Raw genomic sequence first — 16563 nt, forward strand, 5'->3', positions numbered from 1 at the left:
CATATGCATATAGTGTCCGACTATGCTAGCTCATTCCACTGTTTCTTATAACGACCGAAGGACTGGAGGGGAGTCATTTGGAAAAGGTCGATATTTTTAAAGATATCGCCGAGCGGACCGGGGGCGACATTTATTTAGGGGTCGTCGGCGCCGTCCGCACCGGAAAATCGACGTTTATTAAACGGTTTATGGAGTTGGTCGTTATTCCGAACATTAAAAACGAAGCCGATAAAGCGCGCGCCCAAGATGAACTGCCGCAAAGCGCCGCCGGCAAGACGATCATGACGACAGAACCGAAGTTCGTGCCAAACCAGGCGGTGACGGTGAAAGTTGATGAGGGGCTTGAAGTCAACATCCGTCTTGTCGACTGCGTCGGCTACGCCGTGCCCGGCGCAAAAGGATATGAAGACGAAAACGGGCCGCGGATGATCCACACGCCTTGGTATGAAGAGCCGATCCCGTTCCAAGAGGCGGCGGAAATCGGGACAAGAAAAGTCATCCAAGAACATTCGACGATTGGAGTCGTCATTACGACGGACGGCACGATCGGGGAAATTCCGCGCCAAGACTATGTCGAAGCGGAAGAACGGGTCATTAGCGAGCTCAAAGAAGTCGGCAAGCCGTTCATTATGATCGTCAACACCGTTCGGCCGCACCATCCGGAAACCGAGGCGCTTCGCCGCGAGCTCGCCGAAAAGTACGACATTCCGGTGCTCGCCATGAGCGTGGAAAGCATGCGCGAAGCCGACGTGTATAACGTGCTTCGCGAAGCATTATATGAATTCCCGGTGCTTGAAGTGAACGTCAACTTGCCGAGCTGGGTGATGGTGCTGCGCGAAGATCATTGGCTGCGCGAAAGCTATCAAGAAGCGGTGCGCGACACAGTCAAAGACATTAAGCGGCTGCGCGATGTCGACCGGGTTGTACAGCAGTTTGCCGAGTACGATTTCATCGAAAAAGCGGCGCTTGCCGGCATCGAAATGGGGCAAGGGATCGCCGAAATTGACTTGTATGCACCGGATGAACTGTACGATCAAATTTTAAAAGAAATCGTCGGCGTCGAGATTCGCGGCAAAGACCATCTGCTTCAGCTCATGCAAGACTTTGCCCATGCGAAAGCGGAATATGACCAAATCGCCGACGCCCTGAAAATGGTCAAACAAACGGGCTACGGCATCGCTGCGCCCGCTTTGTCCGACATGAGTCTTGACGAACCGGAAATCATCCGCCAAGGATCGCGCTTTGGCGTCCGTTTGAAAGCCGTTGCGCCGTCGATTCATATGATCAAAGTTGACGTCGAATCGGAGTTTGCCCCGATCATTGGCACGGAAAAGCAAAGCGAAGAGCTCGTCCGCTATTTAATGCAAGACTTCGAAGACGATCCACTGTCGATTTGGAACTCTGACATTTTCGGCCGCTCGCTCAGCTCCATCGTTCGTGAAGGCATCCAGGCGAAACTTGCGCTCATGCCGGAAAACGCCCGCTACAAGCTGAAAGAAACGCTTGAGCGCATCATCAACGAAGGCTCCGGCGGCCTCATTGCGATTATTTTATAGAAAAGCAGAGGCCGCGCGCCAAGCTCCCGACAAGGGGGCTTTTTTTGATGCCATTTTTTCAGTTGCTAAGCGGCAAAGGCAAAAAATCGCCAAAACCCTTGAGAAATCAGGATTGGCACTTGATTATGAGCATGGCGTTATGGTAATCTTTTATCTGAAATCGTTGTTTTGGTGAAATATGCCTAAAATTGGCCGTTTTTGCGAAAAAAGATGTTGAATTTCCGCGGTCAATTGGTTAAGATTAGGCATGTCACCGCCTGTTGGCGGGAAGAAGGCGGTTTTCCTCGCTCTTTGCTTCGTTTGCGCCCGGTGAAAACAGGAGAAGCCCAAACCTGTTGGGAAGGGGCTTCAGCCGGCGGCATAGGCGCATCTCCTGCGGACTGTCGCGAGGCAAACATAGCGTGATTGGCTGCGCCGGCGCGGCGCGCGGGCCTTCTTGCCGCTGGATTGAATGTCTATGTATAGAAAAGCAGAAAAGTGTGCACAAATGGTAGTAAACAAGATCAGCCCCTTGGGAGGAGGTGAATGGCATGAACAAAACGGAATTGATCAACGTGGTCGCTGAAACAAGCGGTCTTTCCAAAAAAGATGCAACAAAAGCCGTTGATGCGGTGTTTGATTCCATTACAGAAGCGTTGCGAAAAGGCGATAAAGTGCAATTAATCGGTTTTGGAAACTTTGAAGTGCGCGAGCGCGCTGCTCGGAAAGGACGCAACCCGCAAACGGGCGAAGAAATGGAAATTCCGGCAAGCAAAGTTCCTGCATTCAAACCGGGCAAAGCATTGAAAGATGCCGTCAAGTAAGCCTACATAGCAGGAGCGCAGGAGGGAAGGGCAGGTGATCCACCGGCCCTTCTTTTTTGTTTTTTTTGGCTCCCTATGCTAGAATCGGATTACATGCAGTTTTTATGATGCAGGAGGATGTTGTTTGTATGCCAGAGATCAATTTTGCGCAAATTGAATATGCGGTCCGCCTCATTCTCGAGGCCATCGGGGAAGACCCGAACCGCGAAGGGCTCGTCGATACGCCGAAGAGGGTGGCGAAAATGTACGCCGAGGTGTTCGCTGGTCTGCAGGAAGACCCGAAGCAGCACTTTCAAACCGTATTCAGCGAGGAACATGAGGAGCTTGTGCTCGTCAAAGATATTCCGTTTTATTCGATGTGCGAACACCATTTAGTGCCGTTTTTTGGCGCTGCCCACGTCGCCTATATTCCTCGGGAAGGGAAAGTGACCGGGCTGAGCAAGCTCGCTCGAGCTGTTGAGGCGGTGGCGCGCCGTCCGCAGCTGCAAGAGCGCATCACGGCAACGATCGCGGATTCGATCGTCGAGGCGCTTGAGCCGCATGGGGTGATGGTCGTCGTTGAGGCGGAGCATATGTGCATGACGATGCGCGGAGTGAAAAAACCGGGGGCCAAAACAGTGACAACAGCGGTGCGCGGCGTGTTTGAAACCGATGCCAACGCCCGCGCTGAAGTGCTTTCGTTAATCAAAGCGTAAGGAGGGAAGAGGATGTACACAAACAGCGATTTTGTCGTCATTAAAGCGCTCGAAGACGGGGTGAACGTCATTGGGCTGACGCGCGGCGCGGACACAAGATTTCACCATTCGGAAAAGCTTGACAAAGGCGAAGTGTTGATCGCTCAGTTCACGGAACATACGTCGGCGATCAAAGTGAGAGGCAAAGCGTATATTCAAACGCGCCACGGTGTGGTTGAATCGGAAGGGAAAAAGTAAGCCGGCAAATTTCTAGCAAACTAGAGCGTTTTCGACAAAATTATGTTATAATGAGTCCGTCATGGCGGTGCAGATATTTTTGGGGGGACAAGGGTGAGAAGAGTGAATGACATCATGGTGAAATTGGCGTCATTGAAGGAACAAATCGAACGGCTGCTTGACCATCCGTATTTGCGCGAGCATGTGCCGGCCCCGGCTGTTGATGAAGACCGGCTGCTGCTTTCGCTGTCGATGATGACTGATGCTCCGGCGGGGCCGAATGAGCCGGACCGGTGCATCATCGCCATGATGCTCATGCAAATCGCCCTTGACACCCATGATCAGGTGACAGACCGCGGCGGCGATTTGCGGACGCGGCAGCTTGTCGTTTTGGCCGGCGACTTGTACAGCGGGCTTTATTACGACTTGCTGGCGCGCTCGGGCGATGTTGCGCTCATCCGTTTGTTCGCCGAAGCGGTCCGCGAGATTAATGAGCAAAAAGTGCGGCTGTATGAAAAAAAGGTGGAGCGGATCGAGACGCTGTTCGCCGCGGTCGGCATGATCGAGTCGGCGTTGCTTGCGAAGCTTGCCGAGCGCATCGGGGCGCCGCAATGGGGGGAATTTGCCGGCCATTACTTGCTTTTGCGGCGCTTGCTGCTTGAGCAGGAAGCGTTCGTCCGCACTGGGTCATCAATGCTGTTTGAGCAAATGGCGCATATCGCCTTTCCATGGGCCAAAGGGCTGACGAAAGAACAAAAGCGGCATTTGCTTCGCCTTTGCGAGCGTTATATTGACCATTGCAAGGAAGCGCTGCTGGCGGCGAATTTGCCGATGAACGACCTGCTGCGGTTTCGCATGGCGGAACTTGCCGGTGGATTTCAAGCCATCGTCAAAAAGTCGGTGGAAGAAGGGTAGAACGATGCATCAATCGAAAGAAGAGCGGGTCCATCGCGTATTTGAAAAAATTTCTGCACATTATGACCGGATGAATTCGGTCATCAGCTTCCGCCGCCATTTGAAATGGCGCGAAGACGTCATGCGGAGGATGAATGTGCAAAAAGGGAAAAGGGCGCTCGACGTTTGCTGCGGAACGGCCGACTGGGCGATCGCGCTGGCTGAAGCGGTCGGGCCGGAAGGGGAAGTGTACGGCCTTGACTTCAGCGAAAACATGCTGAAAGTCGGCGAACAAAAGGTGAAGGCGCGCGGCCTTGGCAATGTCAAGCTCATTCACGGCAACGCCATGCAGCTGCCGTTTCCCGACAATTCGTTCGATTATGTGACGATCGGCTTTGGCTTGCGCAACGTTCCTGATTATATGACGGTGCTTACGGAAATGCACCGCGTCACCAAGCCGGGCGGCATGACTGTCTGTCTGGAAACGTCGCAGCCGACGTTGTTTGGCTTCCGCCAGCTTTACTATTTTTATTTTCGGTTTATTATGCCGCTGTTTGGCAAGCTGTTGGCGAAAAGCTATGAGGAATACTCGTGGCTGCAGGAATCGGCGCGCGAATTTCCAGGGCGGGACGAGCTGGCCGAGATGTTCCGCGAAGCCGGTTTCGTCGATGTCGAGGTCAAACCGTACACGTTCGGCGTAGCGGCCATGCATTTAGGCTATAAACGATGAGTCAAGGTGAACACCATGAAGTTAAAGGCGATGTATTCGTTTTTAAGCGATGATTTGGCGGCGGTCGAAGAGGAGCTGGAGCGGACGGTAAGATCCGAATACGGGCCGCTCGGGGAAGCGGCGCTCCATTTATTGCAAGCGGGCGGAAAGCGCATCCGTCCCGTTTTTGTCTTGCTGTCCGCCCGCTTTGGCCATTATGATTTCGAACGGATTAAACATGTAGCCGTAGCGCTCGAACTCATCCATATGGCATCGCTCGTTCACGATGATGTCATCGATGACGCCGACGTGCGGCGCGGGCGGCCGACGATCAAGGCGAGATGGAGCAACCGCTTTGCCATGTATACAGGCGATTACCTCTTCGCCCGTTCGCTTGAGCGGATGGCGGAGCTTGAGAGTCCCCGCGCTCATCAAGTGTTGGCGAAAACGATCGTTGAAGTGTGCCGCGGGGAAATCGAGCAAATCAAGGATAAATACCGATTTGATCAGCCGCTTCGCACGTACTTGCGGCGCATCCGCCGAAAAACGGCGCTATTGATCGCCGCCAGCTGCCAGCTTGGCGCCTTTGCCGCCGGCGCGCCGGAAGCCGTGGCCAATCGGCTGTATTGGTTCGGCCATTACGTCGGCATGTCGTTTCAAATTACCGATGACATTCTCGATTTCACCAGCACGGAAGAGCAACTCGGCAAGCCGGCTGGAAGCGATTTGCAGCAAGGAAACGTCACCCTCCCCGTGCTGTATGCCCTTTGTGATGAACAGGTGCGGGCAAAAATTACGGCCGTCAACGCGGACACGGATGCCGAGGAGATGGCGGCGGTGCTAGCGGCCATTAAACAGACGGACGCCATCGAACGATCGTATGCGCTAAGCGATCGCTATTTGGAAAAGGCGCTCGGCCTGCTCAACGAGCTGCCGGCCAACGAAGCGCGCACGCTGCTTCATGATCTCGCTCTATACATCGGAAAAAGGGATTATTAGCGCTTTCAAGGACGCTGTTGCCAACGGCGGAAAACAATGATACTATGATGGGTGGGAATCCGTTTCCCAGTACATACGACAGTAGAGGTGGAGAGCGAATGGCAGAACGGACATTCATCATGGTGAAACCAGACGGGGTTCAGCGCAATTTGATCGGCGAGATTGTCGCCCGTTTTGAAAAAAAAGGCTTCCAGCTTGTCGGCGCGAAGCTGATGCAAGTGTCGCGCGAACTCGCCGAGCAACATTACGCTGAACATAAAGAGCGCCCGTTTTTCGGCGAGCTTGTCGACTTTATCACTTCGGGGCCAGTGTTTGCCATGGTGTGGGAGGGCGAGAACGTGATCGCCGCCGCTCGGCAAATGATGGGGAAAACGAATCCGCAGGAGGCTGCCCCTGGCACGATCCGCGGCGATTTCGGCTTGACGGTCGGCAAAAACGTCATCCACGGCTCCGACTCGCCGCAAAGCGCCGAACGCGAAATCAACTTGTTCTTTAAAGAAGAAGAGCTCGTCAGTTATTCGAAACAGATCAATGCATGGCTGTACTGACGTGAAGACCGGCCGCCATTCGGCCGGTTTTTGCCGTTTTTGTACATTGACAGGGGAGAGGAACAGGCGACGATGGACGATTATGCGCAGTTCATTGCCAAAGTGAAGCGAAAAACAGGCATTGACTTATCGCTATATAAGGAAGCCCAGATGAGGCGGCGTTTGGCGTCGTTGTACATGAAAAAAGGGCTAAAGAGCTTTGCCGAGCTGTTTGCGGCGATGGAGAAAGAGCCGGCGCTATGGCATGAATGCTTGGATCGGATGACGATCAACGTCTCGGAGTTTTACCGGAACGCCAAGCGTTGGGAAGTGCTTGAGCACACCATTTTGCCGCGGCTTTTGTCGGAAAACCCGCGCCCGAACGTGTGGAGTGCTGCCTGCTCAACCGGCGAGGAGCCGTATACGCTCGCGATGGTGCTCGCAAAACGATTGCCGCTTCACCGCGTGTCGGTGTTGGCGACCGACATTGACGATAATGCGCTCGCCCGCGCGCGCCTCGGTTTGTACAGCGAACGGTCGCTTGTAGAGCTGCCCGAGGAAATGAGAAAAAAGTTTTTTACGAAAGAAGGCGAGTATTATAAAATAGACGAAAAGATCAAACAGACAGTCAAGTTTCAAAAGCACAACTTGCTCGCGGATCCGTTTCCGCGCAACATGGATTTGATCGTCTGCCGCAACGTGCTCATTTATTTTACGGAAGAGGCGAAGCGGATGCTGTATCGCAAATTTCACGACGCGCTCCGGACGGGAGGCGTACTGTTTGTCGGCAGCACGGAGCAGATTTTCAATCCCGGCTTGTACGGCTTTGAAGTCGAGGAGACGTTCTTTTACCGGAAGAAGTAGCCGGCTTCTTTTTTTGCGGAAACTATTTTCATTTTTCAAATTTATGATATATTTTTACTTAAACGCGTTAAAGAACTGAAGGGAGAGACAAATATGCGGTATTTGACAGCAGGGGAATCGCACGGGCCGCAATTGACGGCCATTTTGGAAGGGGTGCCGGCCGGGCTTGAGCTGTGCGCCGAGCATATCAATACAGAGCTGGCGCGCCGGCAAAAAGGATATGGACGCGGCCGCCGCATGCAGATCGAAAAAGATGAGGTAAAAATCGTCGGCGGCGTCCGGCACGGGAAAACGCTCGGCTCGCCGATTGCGCTCGTGGTTGAAAACCGTGATTTTACACATTGGCGAACGATTATGGCGATCGAGCCGATCGAGGACGAAGCGGAAGTAAAGCGGAAAGTGACGCGTCCGCGCCCAGGACATGCTGATTTAAACGGCGCCCTGAAATACGGCCATCGCGATATGCGCAACGTGCTGGAGCGCTCGTCAGCGCGTGAAACGACGGTGCGCGTGGCGGCCGGGGCGGTGGCAAAGCGCATTTTGGAAGAGGTCGGCATCCGCGTCGCGGGCCATGTCATCGAAATCGGCGGCGTGCGCGCAAAGAAGCTCGATTATCGTTCGCTTGAAGAATTGCAGGCAGTGACGGAAGAATCGCCGGTGCGTTGCTTTGATTTGGAGGCGGGGCAAAAAATGATGGAAGCGATCGATTGGGCGAAGAAAAACGGCGATTCGATCGGCGGCATTGTCGAAGTGATCGTGGAAGGCGTTCCGGCCGGAGTGGGCAGCTACGTCCATTACGATCGAAAGCTTGATGCGAAAATCGCGGCCGCGATCGTCAGCATCAACGCGTTTAAAGGCGTCGAATTCGGGATCGGCTTTGAAGCGGCGCGCCGTCCGGGAAGCGAAGTGCACGATGAAATCATTTGGAGCCCAGAACAAGGCTTTTCGCGCCGGACGAACCGGGCGGGCGGCTTTGAAGGAGGAGTGACGACCGGGATGCCGATCGTCGTGCGCGGAGTGATGAAGCCGATTCCGACGCTGTATAAGCCGCTTCAAAGCGTGGATATCGAGACGAAAGAGCCGTTTGCGGCAAGCATTGAACGGTCGGACAGCTGCGCCGTGCCGGCGGCGAGCGTCGTCGCCGAGGCGGTCGTCGCCTGGGAAGTGGCGGCGGCGATCGTTGAGCAGTTTGGGCAGGACCGGATGGACTTGATTAAGGAAAATGTGGAACGCGCCCGCCGTTATGCAAAGGAGTTTTGACGATGATCGAACGGACGATTGAAACGGCGACAAAGCGTTATCCGCTTCTGTTGGGGGACGGAGCGGCCCGCGAGCTGCCAAGCTTGCTTCGGTCGCTCGCCTGCCCGCCGGGGACGAAGCTTTTCATCATCACCGACGATACAGTAGCGCCTCTTTATTTGGACGAGGTGCGGGCGTTGCTTGCCGCCGCTGAGTATGATGTGTACGCCTACGTCATTCCAAGCGGGGAAGCAGCCAAGTCGTTTGACAACTATTACGCCTGCCAGACGGCGGCCATCAAGTGCGGGCTCGACCGCCGCTCGGTGATTGTCTCGCTTGGCGGCGGCGTCGTCGGCGATTTGGCGGGATTTGTCGCCGCCACCTATATGCGCGGCATCCGTTACATTCAAATGCCGACAACACTTTTGGCCCATGACAGCGCCGTCGGCGGCAAAGTCGCGATCAACCATCCGCTCGGCAAAAATATGATCGGCGCTTTTCACCAGCCGGAGGCAGTCGTATATGACACCGCCTTTTTGCGCACGCTGCCTGAGCGCGAGATTCGATCCGGGTTTGCTGAGGTGATCAAGCACGCGCTCATCCGTGACCGTCGGTTTTACGAGTGGCTGCGCGCAGAAATCAAGACGCTTGCTGACTTGTATGGCGACAAGCTCGCCTATTGCATTGAAAAGGGTATTGACATTAAGGCCTCCGTCGTGCGTGAGGATGAGAAGGAAACCGGGGTGCGCGCCCATTTGAATTTCGGCCATACGCTCGGCCATGCGCTGGAAAGCGAATTAGGCTACGGCACGCTTACTCATGGGGAGGCGGTCGCGATCGGCATGCTGTTTGCCGTCTTTGTCAGCGAACGGTTTTACGGCCGGTCGTTTGCTGAACACCGGCTGGCCGACTGGTTTTCTGGATACGGATTTCCAGTTTCGCTGCCGGCAGCGGTGCAGACGAGCCGCCTGCTCGAAAAGATGAAAAGCGACAAAAAGGCGTACGCCGGCACGGTGCGGATGGTGCTTCTCTGTGAGATCGGCGACGTCGAAGTGGCGGAACTCGAAGACGACAAACTGCTCGCGTGGCTGAACGAGTTTGCCAGACGGGGGGAGAACGATGATTCGCGGCATTCGCGGAGCGATTACAGTGGATCGAAATGACGCCGAGGAAATCGTGGCGGCAACTGAAACGCTGCTTGGTGAAATGATCCGCGCAAACGATGTCGCCGCCGCCGACGTGTCGTTTGTGCTCATTTCCGTCACCGACGACATCACCGCCGCGTTTCCGGCGCAGGCGCTGCGCCGGTTGGACGGCTGGACGTATGTTCCGGTCATGTGCACGAGGGAAATTCCGGTTCCCGGTTCATTGCCGCGCTGCATCCGCGTCATGATGACGGTGGCGACGGAGAAGAAGCAAGAAGAGATTTGCCACGTGTATTTAAAAGAGGCGGTCGTGCTGCGCCCCGATTTGTCGTTGACAAAAAAAACAGAAATGTAATATAGTGAAAATAACCTCTTTGCCCCCTGAGACAGCGGGGGCGTGAGAAGTGGAGCGAGAGCAGAGAGCGAGCGCAGGGTAGATGAGAATGAGCGAGTTTAGCTGAGGTGAGCGTTTTTTTTCATTCGCCGACATCTGCCCAAAGACGGTCGTCTTTGGGCATTTTCTTTCCCCATTGTTTCGCCTCATAAACCCTCATTCTTCGCCCGTCGATCACGAAAGGGAGGAGAAGCGATGTCTGCTGATGGGCTGGCCGCTTTTTTGGCGGAAGCGAACGAATTTCGCACCATCCCGATTGTGCGCAAATTTGTAGCCGATGTCATTGAGCCGCTCGGCGTGTTTGCCAATTTGCACGAGGAAGCGGTGTTTTTGCTTGAAAGCAAGGATGACGAATCGCCGTGGGCGCGCTATTCGTTCATCGGTGTGGCGCCGTTTTTGATGCTGGAGAGCGAAACTGGCGAAACGTTTTCGGTGAAAGACGAAAACGGGAACGAACAAATCACCGCACCGACGCTGAAAGAAGCGTTTCAATGGGTCGAGCGGACGCTTGCCGTCAAGCCGCTTGCCGAGACGGTGCCGTTTACAGGCGGTGCAGTTGGGTTTTTAGGCTACGATTTCATTTCCGCCATCGAGAAAGTGCCGCGCCACAAAAACCGCGATGTGCCTATGAAGACGGCCTATTTCGTGTTTTGTGAATCGCTGTTTGCGTTTGACCACCAAAAGCGTGAGCTGCTCATCATTCACTATATTCGGTTGAGCGGCAATGAAACGGAGGAAGAGAAAATCGAAGCGTACCGCGCGGCCAAACGGCGCATGGCCGATCTCGCGGCGAAAGCGGCCCGCCCTCAAGCCGAGCAGCCGCTCTTGCCGGCGGAAAACGAATCGGGGCGGGCCGCCTCGTTTGCCAAAGCGGCGTCCAATTATGACAAAGAACAGTTTTTGCGCGATGTGGAGGCCGTGAAACGGTACATCGCGGCCGGCGATGTGTTTCAAGCGGTTCTGTCGCAGCGCTTCTGCGTGCCGGTTCAAGCCGGAGGCTTTGCCATTTATCGGTTGCTCCGATACATCAACCCGTCGCCGTACATGTTTTATTTCCAGCTTGACGGTATAGAAATTGTTGGCAGTTCGCCGGAAAAACTGATTCAAGTGCACCGTCGGCGCGTTGAGATCGACCCGATTGCCGGTACACGGCGGCGCGGCCGATCGCCGGAGGAAGACGAGAGGCTGGCTGATGAGCTGTACCACGATCCGAAAGAACGGGCAGAGCATTATATGCTTGTCGATTTGGCGCGCAACGACATCGGTCGGGTCGCCAAGCACGGAACGGTCGAGGTGCCGGTGTTGCTTCAAATCGGCAAGTTTTCACACGTGATGCACTTAATTTCCAAAGTCATCGGTGAACTGGACGACAACGTCCACCCGATCGATGCACTCCTTGCCGCCTTTCCGGCAGGAACGGTGAGCGGGGCGCCGAAAGTGCGAGCGATGCAAATTTTGCAGGAACTCGAGCCGACGGCGAGGGGGCTGTATGCCGGAGCGATTGCCTATATCGGGTTTGACGGCAACATCGATTCGTGCATCGCCATCCGGACAGCGGTCGTGAAAGACGGCTATGCCTATGTGCAAGCCGGCGCCGGCATTGTTGCCGACTCCGTTCCGGAACTGGAGTGGAAAGAGACGCGCAATAAGGCGAGCGCCTTGATGAAGGCGATTGAACAAGCGGAACGACTATTTGCTAAAGGGGAGAGGGTCGTATGTTGAAGCAGCTGCTTTCGAAATGTGCGGAAGAGAAAGCATTGACGGAAGACGAAGCGTATGCGGCGATGAATATCATCATGTCCGGCGAGGCGACGGACAGTCAAATCGCAAGTCTGTTGTCCATGCTCCGCCTGCGCGGAGAGACGGTCGATGAGCTCGTCGGATTTGTACGGGCGATGCGCGACCGGATGACTGCCATTGAGGCTAGCGATGATGTCATCGATACGTGTGGCACGGGCGGCGATGGGGCGGCGACATTCAACGTTTCCACCGCCGCGGCGATCGTCATTTCATCGCTTGGCGTCAAAGTCGCCAAGCACGGCAACCGCGCTGTTTCGTCAAAAAGCGGCAGCGCCGATGTGCTCGAGCGGCTCGGCATTGACATTCAAACGTCGCCATCGGCCGCCAAACAGGCGTTGGAAACGAAAGGACTGGCCTTTCTGTTCGCCCCGCTCTATCATGCGGCGATGAAATACGCTGCCGGACCGCGGAAGGAAATTGGTTTCCGCACCGTTTTCAACTTGATCGGCCCGCTCGCCAATCCGGCGCGCTGCAAGCGGCAAGTCGTCGGCGTCTATTCGACCCGCTACGCTGAGAAATTGGCGGAGGCGATGCGCCGCCTCGGTTCGGAACATGTGTTGTTTGTCACCGGGCGCGACGGGCTTGATGAATGTAGCATCGCTGCAGAAACGGATGTTGTGGAGCTGAGAAACGGCTCGATCCGCCGCTTCGTCCTCGCGCCGGAAGATGTCGGCTTGCCGCGCGGCGAGCTTGCCGATGTGCAAGTGAGCGATCCGGAAGAGAGCGCCGCGCTTCTTGAGGCGGTGATGGCGGGAACAGCTCCGGAGAGCGCCATCAATATCGTGGCGCTGAACGCCGGCGCCGCCCTGTATGCCGCCGGCAAAGCTGAAACGATTGCCGAAGGAGTGGCGATGGCGAAAGAGGCCATTTTGTCCAAAACCGCATATGAACAACTGCAACGCCTGCGGGCGAAGGAAGTGGTTCATGATGCTTGAGCAAATTTTGGCGACGAAACGGGAAGAAGTGGAAACGTTGACGCTGCCGGAGCCATTGCCAAAGCGGAAGCGCCGTCCATTTGCGGCGGCGCTTCGCCAGCCGCGGCGGATGCTTGGCTTGATCGCCGAGGTGAAAAAAGCGTCGCCGTCAAAAGGCGTCATTCGCCCGGATTTTGATCCGGTGGCCATCGCGAAAGCATATGAGCGTGCCGGTGCCGACGCGATCAGCGTGCTGACGGATGAACGATATTTCCAAGGGCATCGTCGCTATTTGCGAGCGGTGAAAGAAGCGGTCGACCTCCCGGTTTTGCGCAAAGATTTCATCATCGACCGCCGGCAAGTCGAAGAAAGCGCTCGGCTTGGAGCAGATGCGATTTTGTTGATCGGCGAGGCGCTTCCGCCGGAAACGCTTGAAGCGCTGTATAACGAAGCGTACAGTTTGGGGCTTGAATGTTTGGTTGAAGTGCATGCGAAAGAGACGCTTGAGCGCATTTTGGATCGATTTACGCCGGAAGTGGTCGGCATCAACAACCGCGATTTGCATACGTTTGTGACGACGCTGGAGGCGACGAAAGCCCTCGCTTCGCTCGTTCCACCGTCGTGCGTCATCGTCAGCGAAAGCGGGATTGGTTCTCACAACGACGTACAGGCGGTTCAGTCGTACGGAGCACAGGCGGTGCTCGTCGGTGAGTCGCTCATGCGCCAAGACGATGTGGAGCGGGCGGTCTATCGGCTGTTCGGAGAGGAAGATGGCGATGGTTCGGCTTAAATATTGCGGCAACCGTTCCGCTGAAGACGTGCAAGTGGCCATCGCCAGCGGCGCCGACTACCTTGGCTTTATTTTCGCTGAGAGCAAGCGGAAAGTTTCACCAAGCGAAGTGCAGCAATGGCTCGCGCCCCATAAGCTTGGCGCAAAGCAGGTTGTCGGCGTCTTTGTCAACGCCCCCGTTAGGCGGATCTCCGCTGTCGCCGCCCAGCTGCCGCTTCATGTCATCCAATGCCACGGCCGTGAAACGCCGGCGGAGCTGGCGGCGGTGAAAGAGGCTGTGCCGCTTTCCGTTTGGAAGGCGATCCATCATGGCGACGGCGCGCTTGCGGCGATGAGGCAGTACGCTGGCATTGCCGATGGCTACGTCGTTGACAGCCGCGCCGCCGGCTCCTGGGGCGGGACGGGCGTTGCTTTTGATTGGGAGGCGGTGCCGCACTATTTGGAAGAGGCGGCCCGCCAAGGCGTGCCGTGCTTCATCGCCGGCGGCGTCACTCCGGACAATATCGAGCGGCTGCTTGTCTACCGCCCGGATGGCATCGATATTAGCAGCGGCATTGAAACGGACGGACGCAAAGATCCAGCGAAGATGAAACAAATCGAAGCAAAAATAAAACATCACGGGTGTTGATGATCCGTTATGTACGAAAAAACACAGAATGATATGGCTAAACACAAGCTTTTCTGCCTCTTCCCTCGAACAAGAACGCCGGCGGGCAAATGACATTTGCCCGCAAAGTGTTCATTGTTCGAGGAGGGCATGCGGCAGCATGCCCGGTCGGCAAGCGAATCGCTTGCCGACTACGGCAGAAAAGCTCGGACTAGAGCCTTCTCAATAGACTTTTTATTGGTTAATCAACACGCCGGATAAAAAAATAACAAAGCGAAGGGCCAAAAGACGGCGCTGACGCTCAGACGGTTAACAAACGCAGGCACTTTGAAGAAATGCGGCTCTTCGTCTTTCAACTTTTATGAAGGAGAAGGTGGGGTTAGATGATGGAACGCGTTCCGAATGAATACGGCCGGTTTGGCGATTTCGGCGGCAAGTTTGTCCCTGAGACGCTCATGCTTCCGCTTGAGGAAATCGAAGCGGAGCTTGACAAAGCGCTTGCCGATGAATCGTTCAAACAAGAATACATCCGCATTTTGCAGCATTACTCCGGTCGCCCGACCCCGCTCACGTTCGCGCCGAATTTGACACGGCAAGTCGGCGGCGCGAAAATTTATTTAAAGCGCGAAGATTTAAACCATACGGGCGCCCATAAAATCAACAACGCGATCGGCCAGGCGCTTTTGGCAAAACGGATGGGCAAGAAAAAGCTGATCGCTGAAACCGGCGCCGGCCAGCACGGCGTCGCCGCGGCGACGGTGGCCGCCCATTTCGGCATGGATTGCATCGTTTTTATGGGTGAAGAAGACATCAAGCGGCAGGAGCTGAACGTGTTTCGCATGAAGCTGTTGGGCGCCGAAGTCGTGCCGGTGTCAAGCGGCAACCGAACGTTGAAAGATGCAACGAACGAAGCAATTCGCTATTGGGTCGCCCACTGCGACGACCATTTTTACATGATCGGCTCGGTCGTCGGTCCGCATCCGTACCCGAAAATGGTGCGCGAGTTTCAGCGCGTGATTGGCGATGAAGCGAAAAAACAGTTTCTCGCCCGTGAAGGGAAGCTGCCGAATGTCATCGTCGCCTGTGTCGGCGGCGGCAGCAACGCCATCGGCATGTTTTATCCGTTTTTGCAAGATGACGTCCGCCTCGTCGGCGTCGAGGCGGCCGGCAAAGGGATCGACACTCCGCACCATGCGGCGACAATCACAAAAGGGACGAAAGGGGTCATACACGGGGCGATGACCTACCTGTTGCAAGACGAGTACGGACAAATTCTCGAACCGTATTCGATCTCAGCCGGCTTGGATTACCCCGGCGTCGGCCCGGAACATGCGTATTTGGCGAGCATTGGCCGCGTCCGCTACGAAAGCGCGACCGATGACGAGGCCGTCGCTGCGTTTCAATTGTTGGCGCAAACGGAAGGCATCATTCCGGCCATCGAATCGGCCCATGCGGTGGCGAAAGCCGTCGAGCTCGCCCGCGAGATGCCGCCGGATGAAACGGTGCTCATTTGCCTGTCCGGCCGCGGAGATAAAGATGTGCAAACGATGATGCGCCATCTTGGTGCGAGGGAAGGTGAAGACATTGCCACTGTCGGTTAATCCGCCGCTATTTATCCCGTTTATCGTTGCCGGTGATCCGACTCCCGATGTGACGATCGATCTCGCCCTGGCGCTTGAGGAGGCCGGCGCTGACATATTGGAGCTTGGCGTGCCGTACTCCGACCCGCTCGCTGACGGACCGACGATTCAACGCGCCGCCGCAAGGGCGCTTGACGGGGGCATGACGCTGCCGAAAGCCATTCAGCTTATTGGCGAGATGCGAAAAAAAGGGGTAAACATTCCGATTATTCTCTTTACGTATTACAATCCTGTGTTACAATTAGGAGAAGAATCCTTTTTTGCTTTAGCGCAGGAAAATGGCGCCGACGGCGTGCTCATTCCCGATTTGCCGTTTGAGGAAAGCAGCCCGCTCCGCGAACTTGGCGAACGATTTGGCCTCCCGCTCATTTCGCTTGTCGCGCCGACGTCGAAGCAGCGGATCGAGCGGATCGCTTCGGCGGCGCAAGGGTTTTTGTATTGCGTCTCCTCGCTTGGCGTCACCGGTGTGCGCGAGACGCTGCCGGAGACGCTTGGCGATTTCCTCCGTGAAGTGAAGCAGCATAGCCGCGTCCCGGTCGCTGTCGGCTTCGGCATTTCGACGCCGGGGCAAGTCGCGATGTTAAAAGAGGTGTGCGACGGTGTTGTCGTCGGCAGCGCTCTCGTGCAAAAAGTCGAGCAGCTGGCTCTCCGTTTGCAGAAGCCGGACGAAAGGGAAGCGGCTGTCGCTGAGTTTGCCGCCTACACCCGTTCGCTTGCTGCGCCGCTTCGGGAGCCGTGTTCTTCGCGCTAAAAGTTCCGAATTGAAGGAGT

At 55.7% G+C, this 16563-nt stretch carries 18 protein-coding genes; all 18 read left to right on the plus strand.

Going from position 1 to position 16563, the window contains the following annotated elements:
- Positions 1-77: 77 nt before the first annotated feature.
- The 18 genes from spoIVA (at position 78) to trpA (ending at position 16543) form a co-directional block, all read left to right on the plus strand.
- Positions 78-1556 (plus strand): stage IV sporulation protein A, encoded by a 1479-nt coding sequence (gene spoIVA / locus LG52_RS04295; protein WP_011231701.1) that lies wholly within the window; start codon positions 78-80, stop codon positions 1554-1556.
- Positions 1557-2086: 530 nt separating this feature from the next.
- Positions 2087-2359 carry an HU family DNA-binding protein gene (locus tag LG52_RS04300; protein WP_156133486.1) on the plus strand — a complete coding sequence of 91 codons (273 nt, stop codon included), beginning with the start codon at positions 2087-2089 and terminating at the stop codon, positions 2357-2359.
- Between the two features lie 128 nt (positions 2360-2487).
- Entirely contained in the window at positions 2488-3054 is a 567-nt protein-coding gene (folE, locus tag LG52_RS04305; RefSeq protein WP_013144889.1) for a GTP cyclohydrolase I FolE, read from the plus strand.
- Positions 3055-3066: 12 nt separating this feature from the next.
- Complete coding sequence (mtrB, locus tag LG52_RS04310; RefSeq protein WP_011231698.1) at positions 3067-3291, plus strand: trp RNA-binding attenuation protein MtrB; 225 nt, start codon at positions 3067-3069, stop codon at positions 3289-3291.
- 114 nt (positions 3292-3405) lie between these two features.
- A complete protein-coding gene (locus tag LG52_RS04315) occupies positions 3406-4185 on the plus strand; it encodes a heptaprenyl diphosphate synthase component 1 (RefSeq protein WP_044733086.1) in 780 nt (259 codons plus the stop codon).
- Positions 4186-4189: 4 nt separating this feature from the next.
- Entirely contained in the window at positions 4190-4894 is a 705-nt protein-coding gene (menG, locus tag LG52_RS04320) for a demethylmenaquinone methyltransferase (protein ID WP_044731006.1), read from the plus strand.
- Positions 4895-4909: 15 nt separating this feature from the next.
- A complete protein-coding gene (gene hepT / locus LG52_RS04325; RefSeq protein ID WP_044731007.1) occupies positions 4910-5872 on the plus strand; it encodes a heptaprenyl diphosphate synthase component II in 963 nt (320 codons plus the stop codon).
- Positions 5873-5970: 98 nt separating this feature from the next.
- Entirely contained in the window at positions 5971-6420 is a 450-nt protein-coding gene (gene ndk / locus LG52_RS04330) for a nucleoside-diphosphate kinase (protein ID WP_044731008.1), read from the plus strand.
- Between the two features lie 72 nt (positions 6421-6492).
- A complete protein-coding gene (locus LG52_RS04335) occupies positions 6493-7263 on the plus strand; it encodes a CheR family methyltransferase (protein WP_044731009.1) in 771 nt (256 codons plus the stop codon).
- 93 nt (positions 7264-7356) lie between these two features.
- Complete coding sequence (gene aroC / locus LG52_RS04340; RefSeq protein ID WP_044731010.1) at positions 7357-8523, plus strand: chorismate synthase; 1167 nt, start codon at positions 7357-7359, stop codon at positions 8521-8523.
- Between the two features lie 2 nt (positions 8524-8525).
- Entirely contained in the window at positions 8526-9665 is a 1140-nt protein-coding gene (aroB, locus tag LG52_RS04345; protein WP_044731011.1) for a 3-dehydroquinate synthase, read from the plus strand.
- Complete coding sequence (gene aroH / locus LG52_RS04350) at positions 9622-10002, plus strand: chorismate mutase (protein ID WP_044731012.1); 381 nt, start codon at positions 9622-9624, stop codon at positions 10000-10002. The genes aroB and aroH overlap by 44 nt, the downstream gene beginning before the upstream one ends.
- Positions 10003-10236: 234 nt before the next feature.
- Positions 10237-11763: an anthranilate synthase component I gene (gene trpE / locus LG52_RS04355; RefSeq protein WP_044731013.1), complete on the plus strand. Its 1527-nt coding sequence runs from the start codon at positions 10237-10239 to the stop codon at positions 11761-11763.
- On the plus strand, positions 11757-12776 hold the full coding sequence (trpD, locus tag LG52_RS04360) for an anthranilate phosphoribosyltransferase (RefSeq protein WP_044731014.1): 1020 nt from the start codon (positions 11757-11759) through the stop codon (positions 12774-12776). The genes trpE and trpD overlap by 7 nt, the downstream gene beginning before the upstream one ends.
- Complete coding sequence (gene trpC / locus LG52_RS04365; RefSeq protein ID WP_044733087.1) at positions 12769-13545, plus strand: indole-3-glycerol phosphate synthase TrpC; 777 nt, start codon at positions 12769-12771, stop codon at positions 13543-13545. The genes trpD and trpC overlap by 8 nt, the downstream gene beginning before the upstream one ends.
- Positions 13532-14173 (plus strand): phosphoribosylanthranilate isomerase, encoded by a 642-nt coding sequence (locus tag LG52_RS04370; protein ID WP_044731015.1) that lies wholly within the window; start codon positions 13532-13534, stop codon positions 14171-14173. Before trpC ends, LG52_RS04370 begins: the two co-directional genes overlap by 14 nt.
- Positions 14174-14538: 365 nt before the next feature.
- Complete coding sequence (gene trpB / locus LG52_RS04375; protein WP_044733088.1) at positions 14539-15753, plus strand: tryptophan synthase subunit beta; 1215 nt, start codon at positions 14539-14541, stop codon at positions 15751-15753.
- The gene (trpA, locus tag LG52_RS04380) at positions 15737-16543 is read left to right on the plus strand and encodes a tryptophan synthase subunit alpha (protein ID WP_044731016.1); all 807 of its coding nucleotides are present in this window, start codon (positions 15737-15739) and stop codon (positions 16541-16543) included. Before trpB ends, trpA begins: the two co-directional genes overlap by 17 nt.
- The last annotated feature ends 20 nt before the right edge of the window (positions 16544-16563 follow it).

Source organism: Geobacillus kaustophilus (assembly GCF_000948285.1).
Classification (GTDB): domain Bacteria; phylum Bacillota; class Bacilli; order Bacillales; family Anoxybacillaceae; genus Geobacillus; species Geobacillus thermoleovorans_A.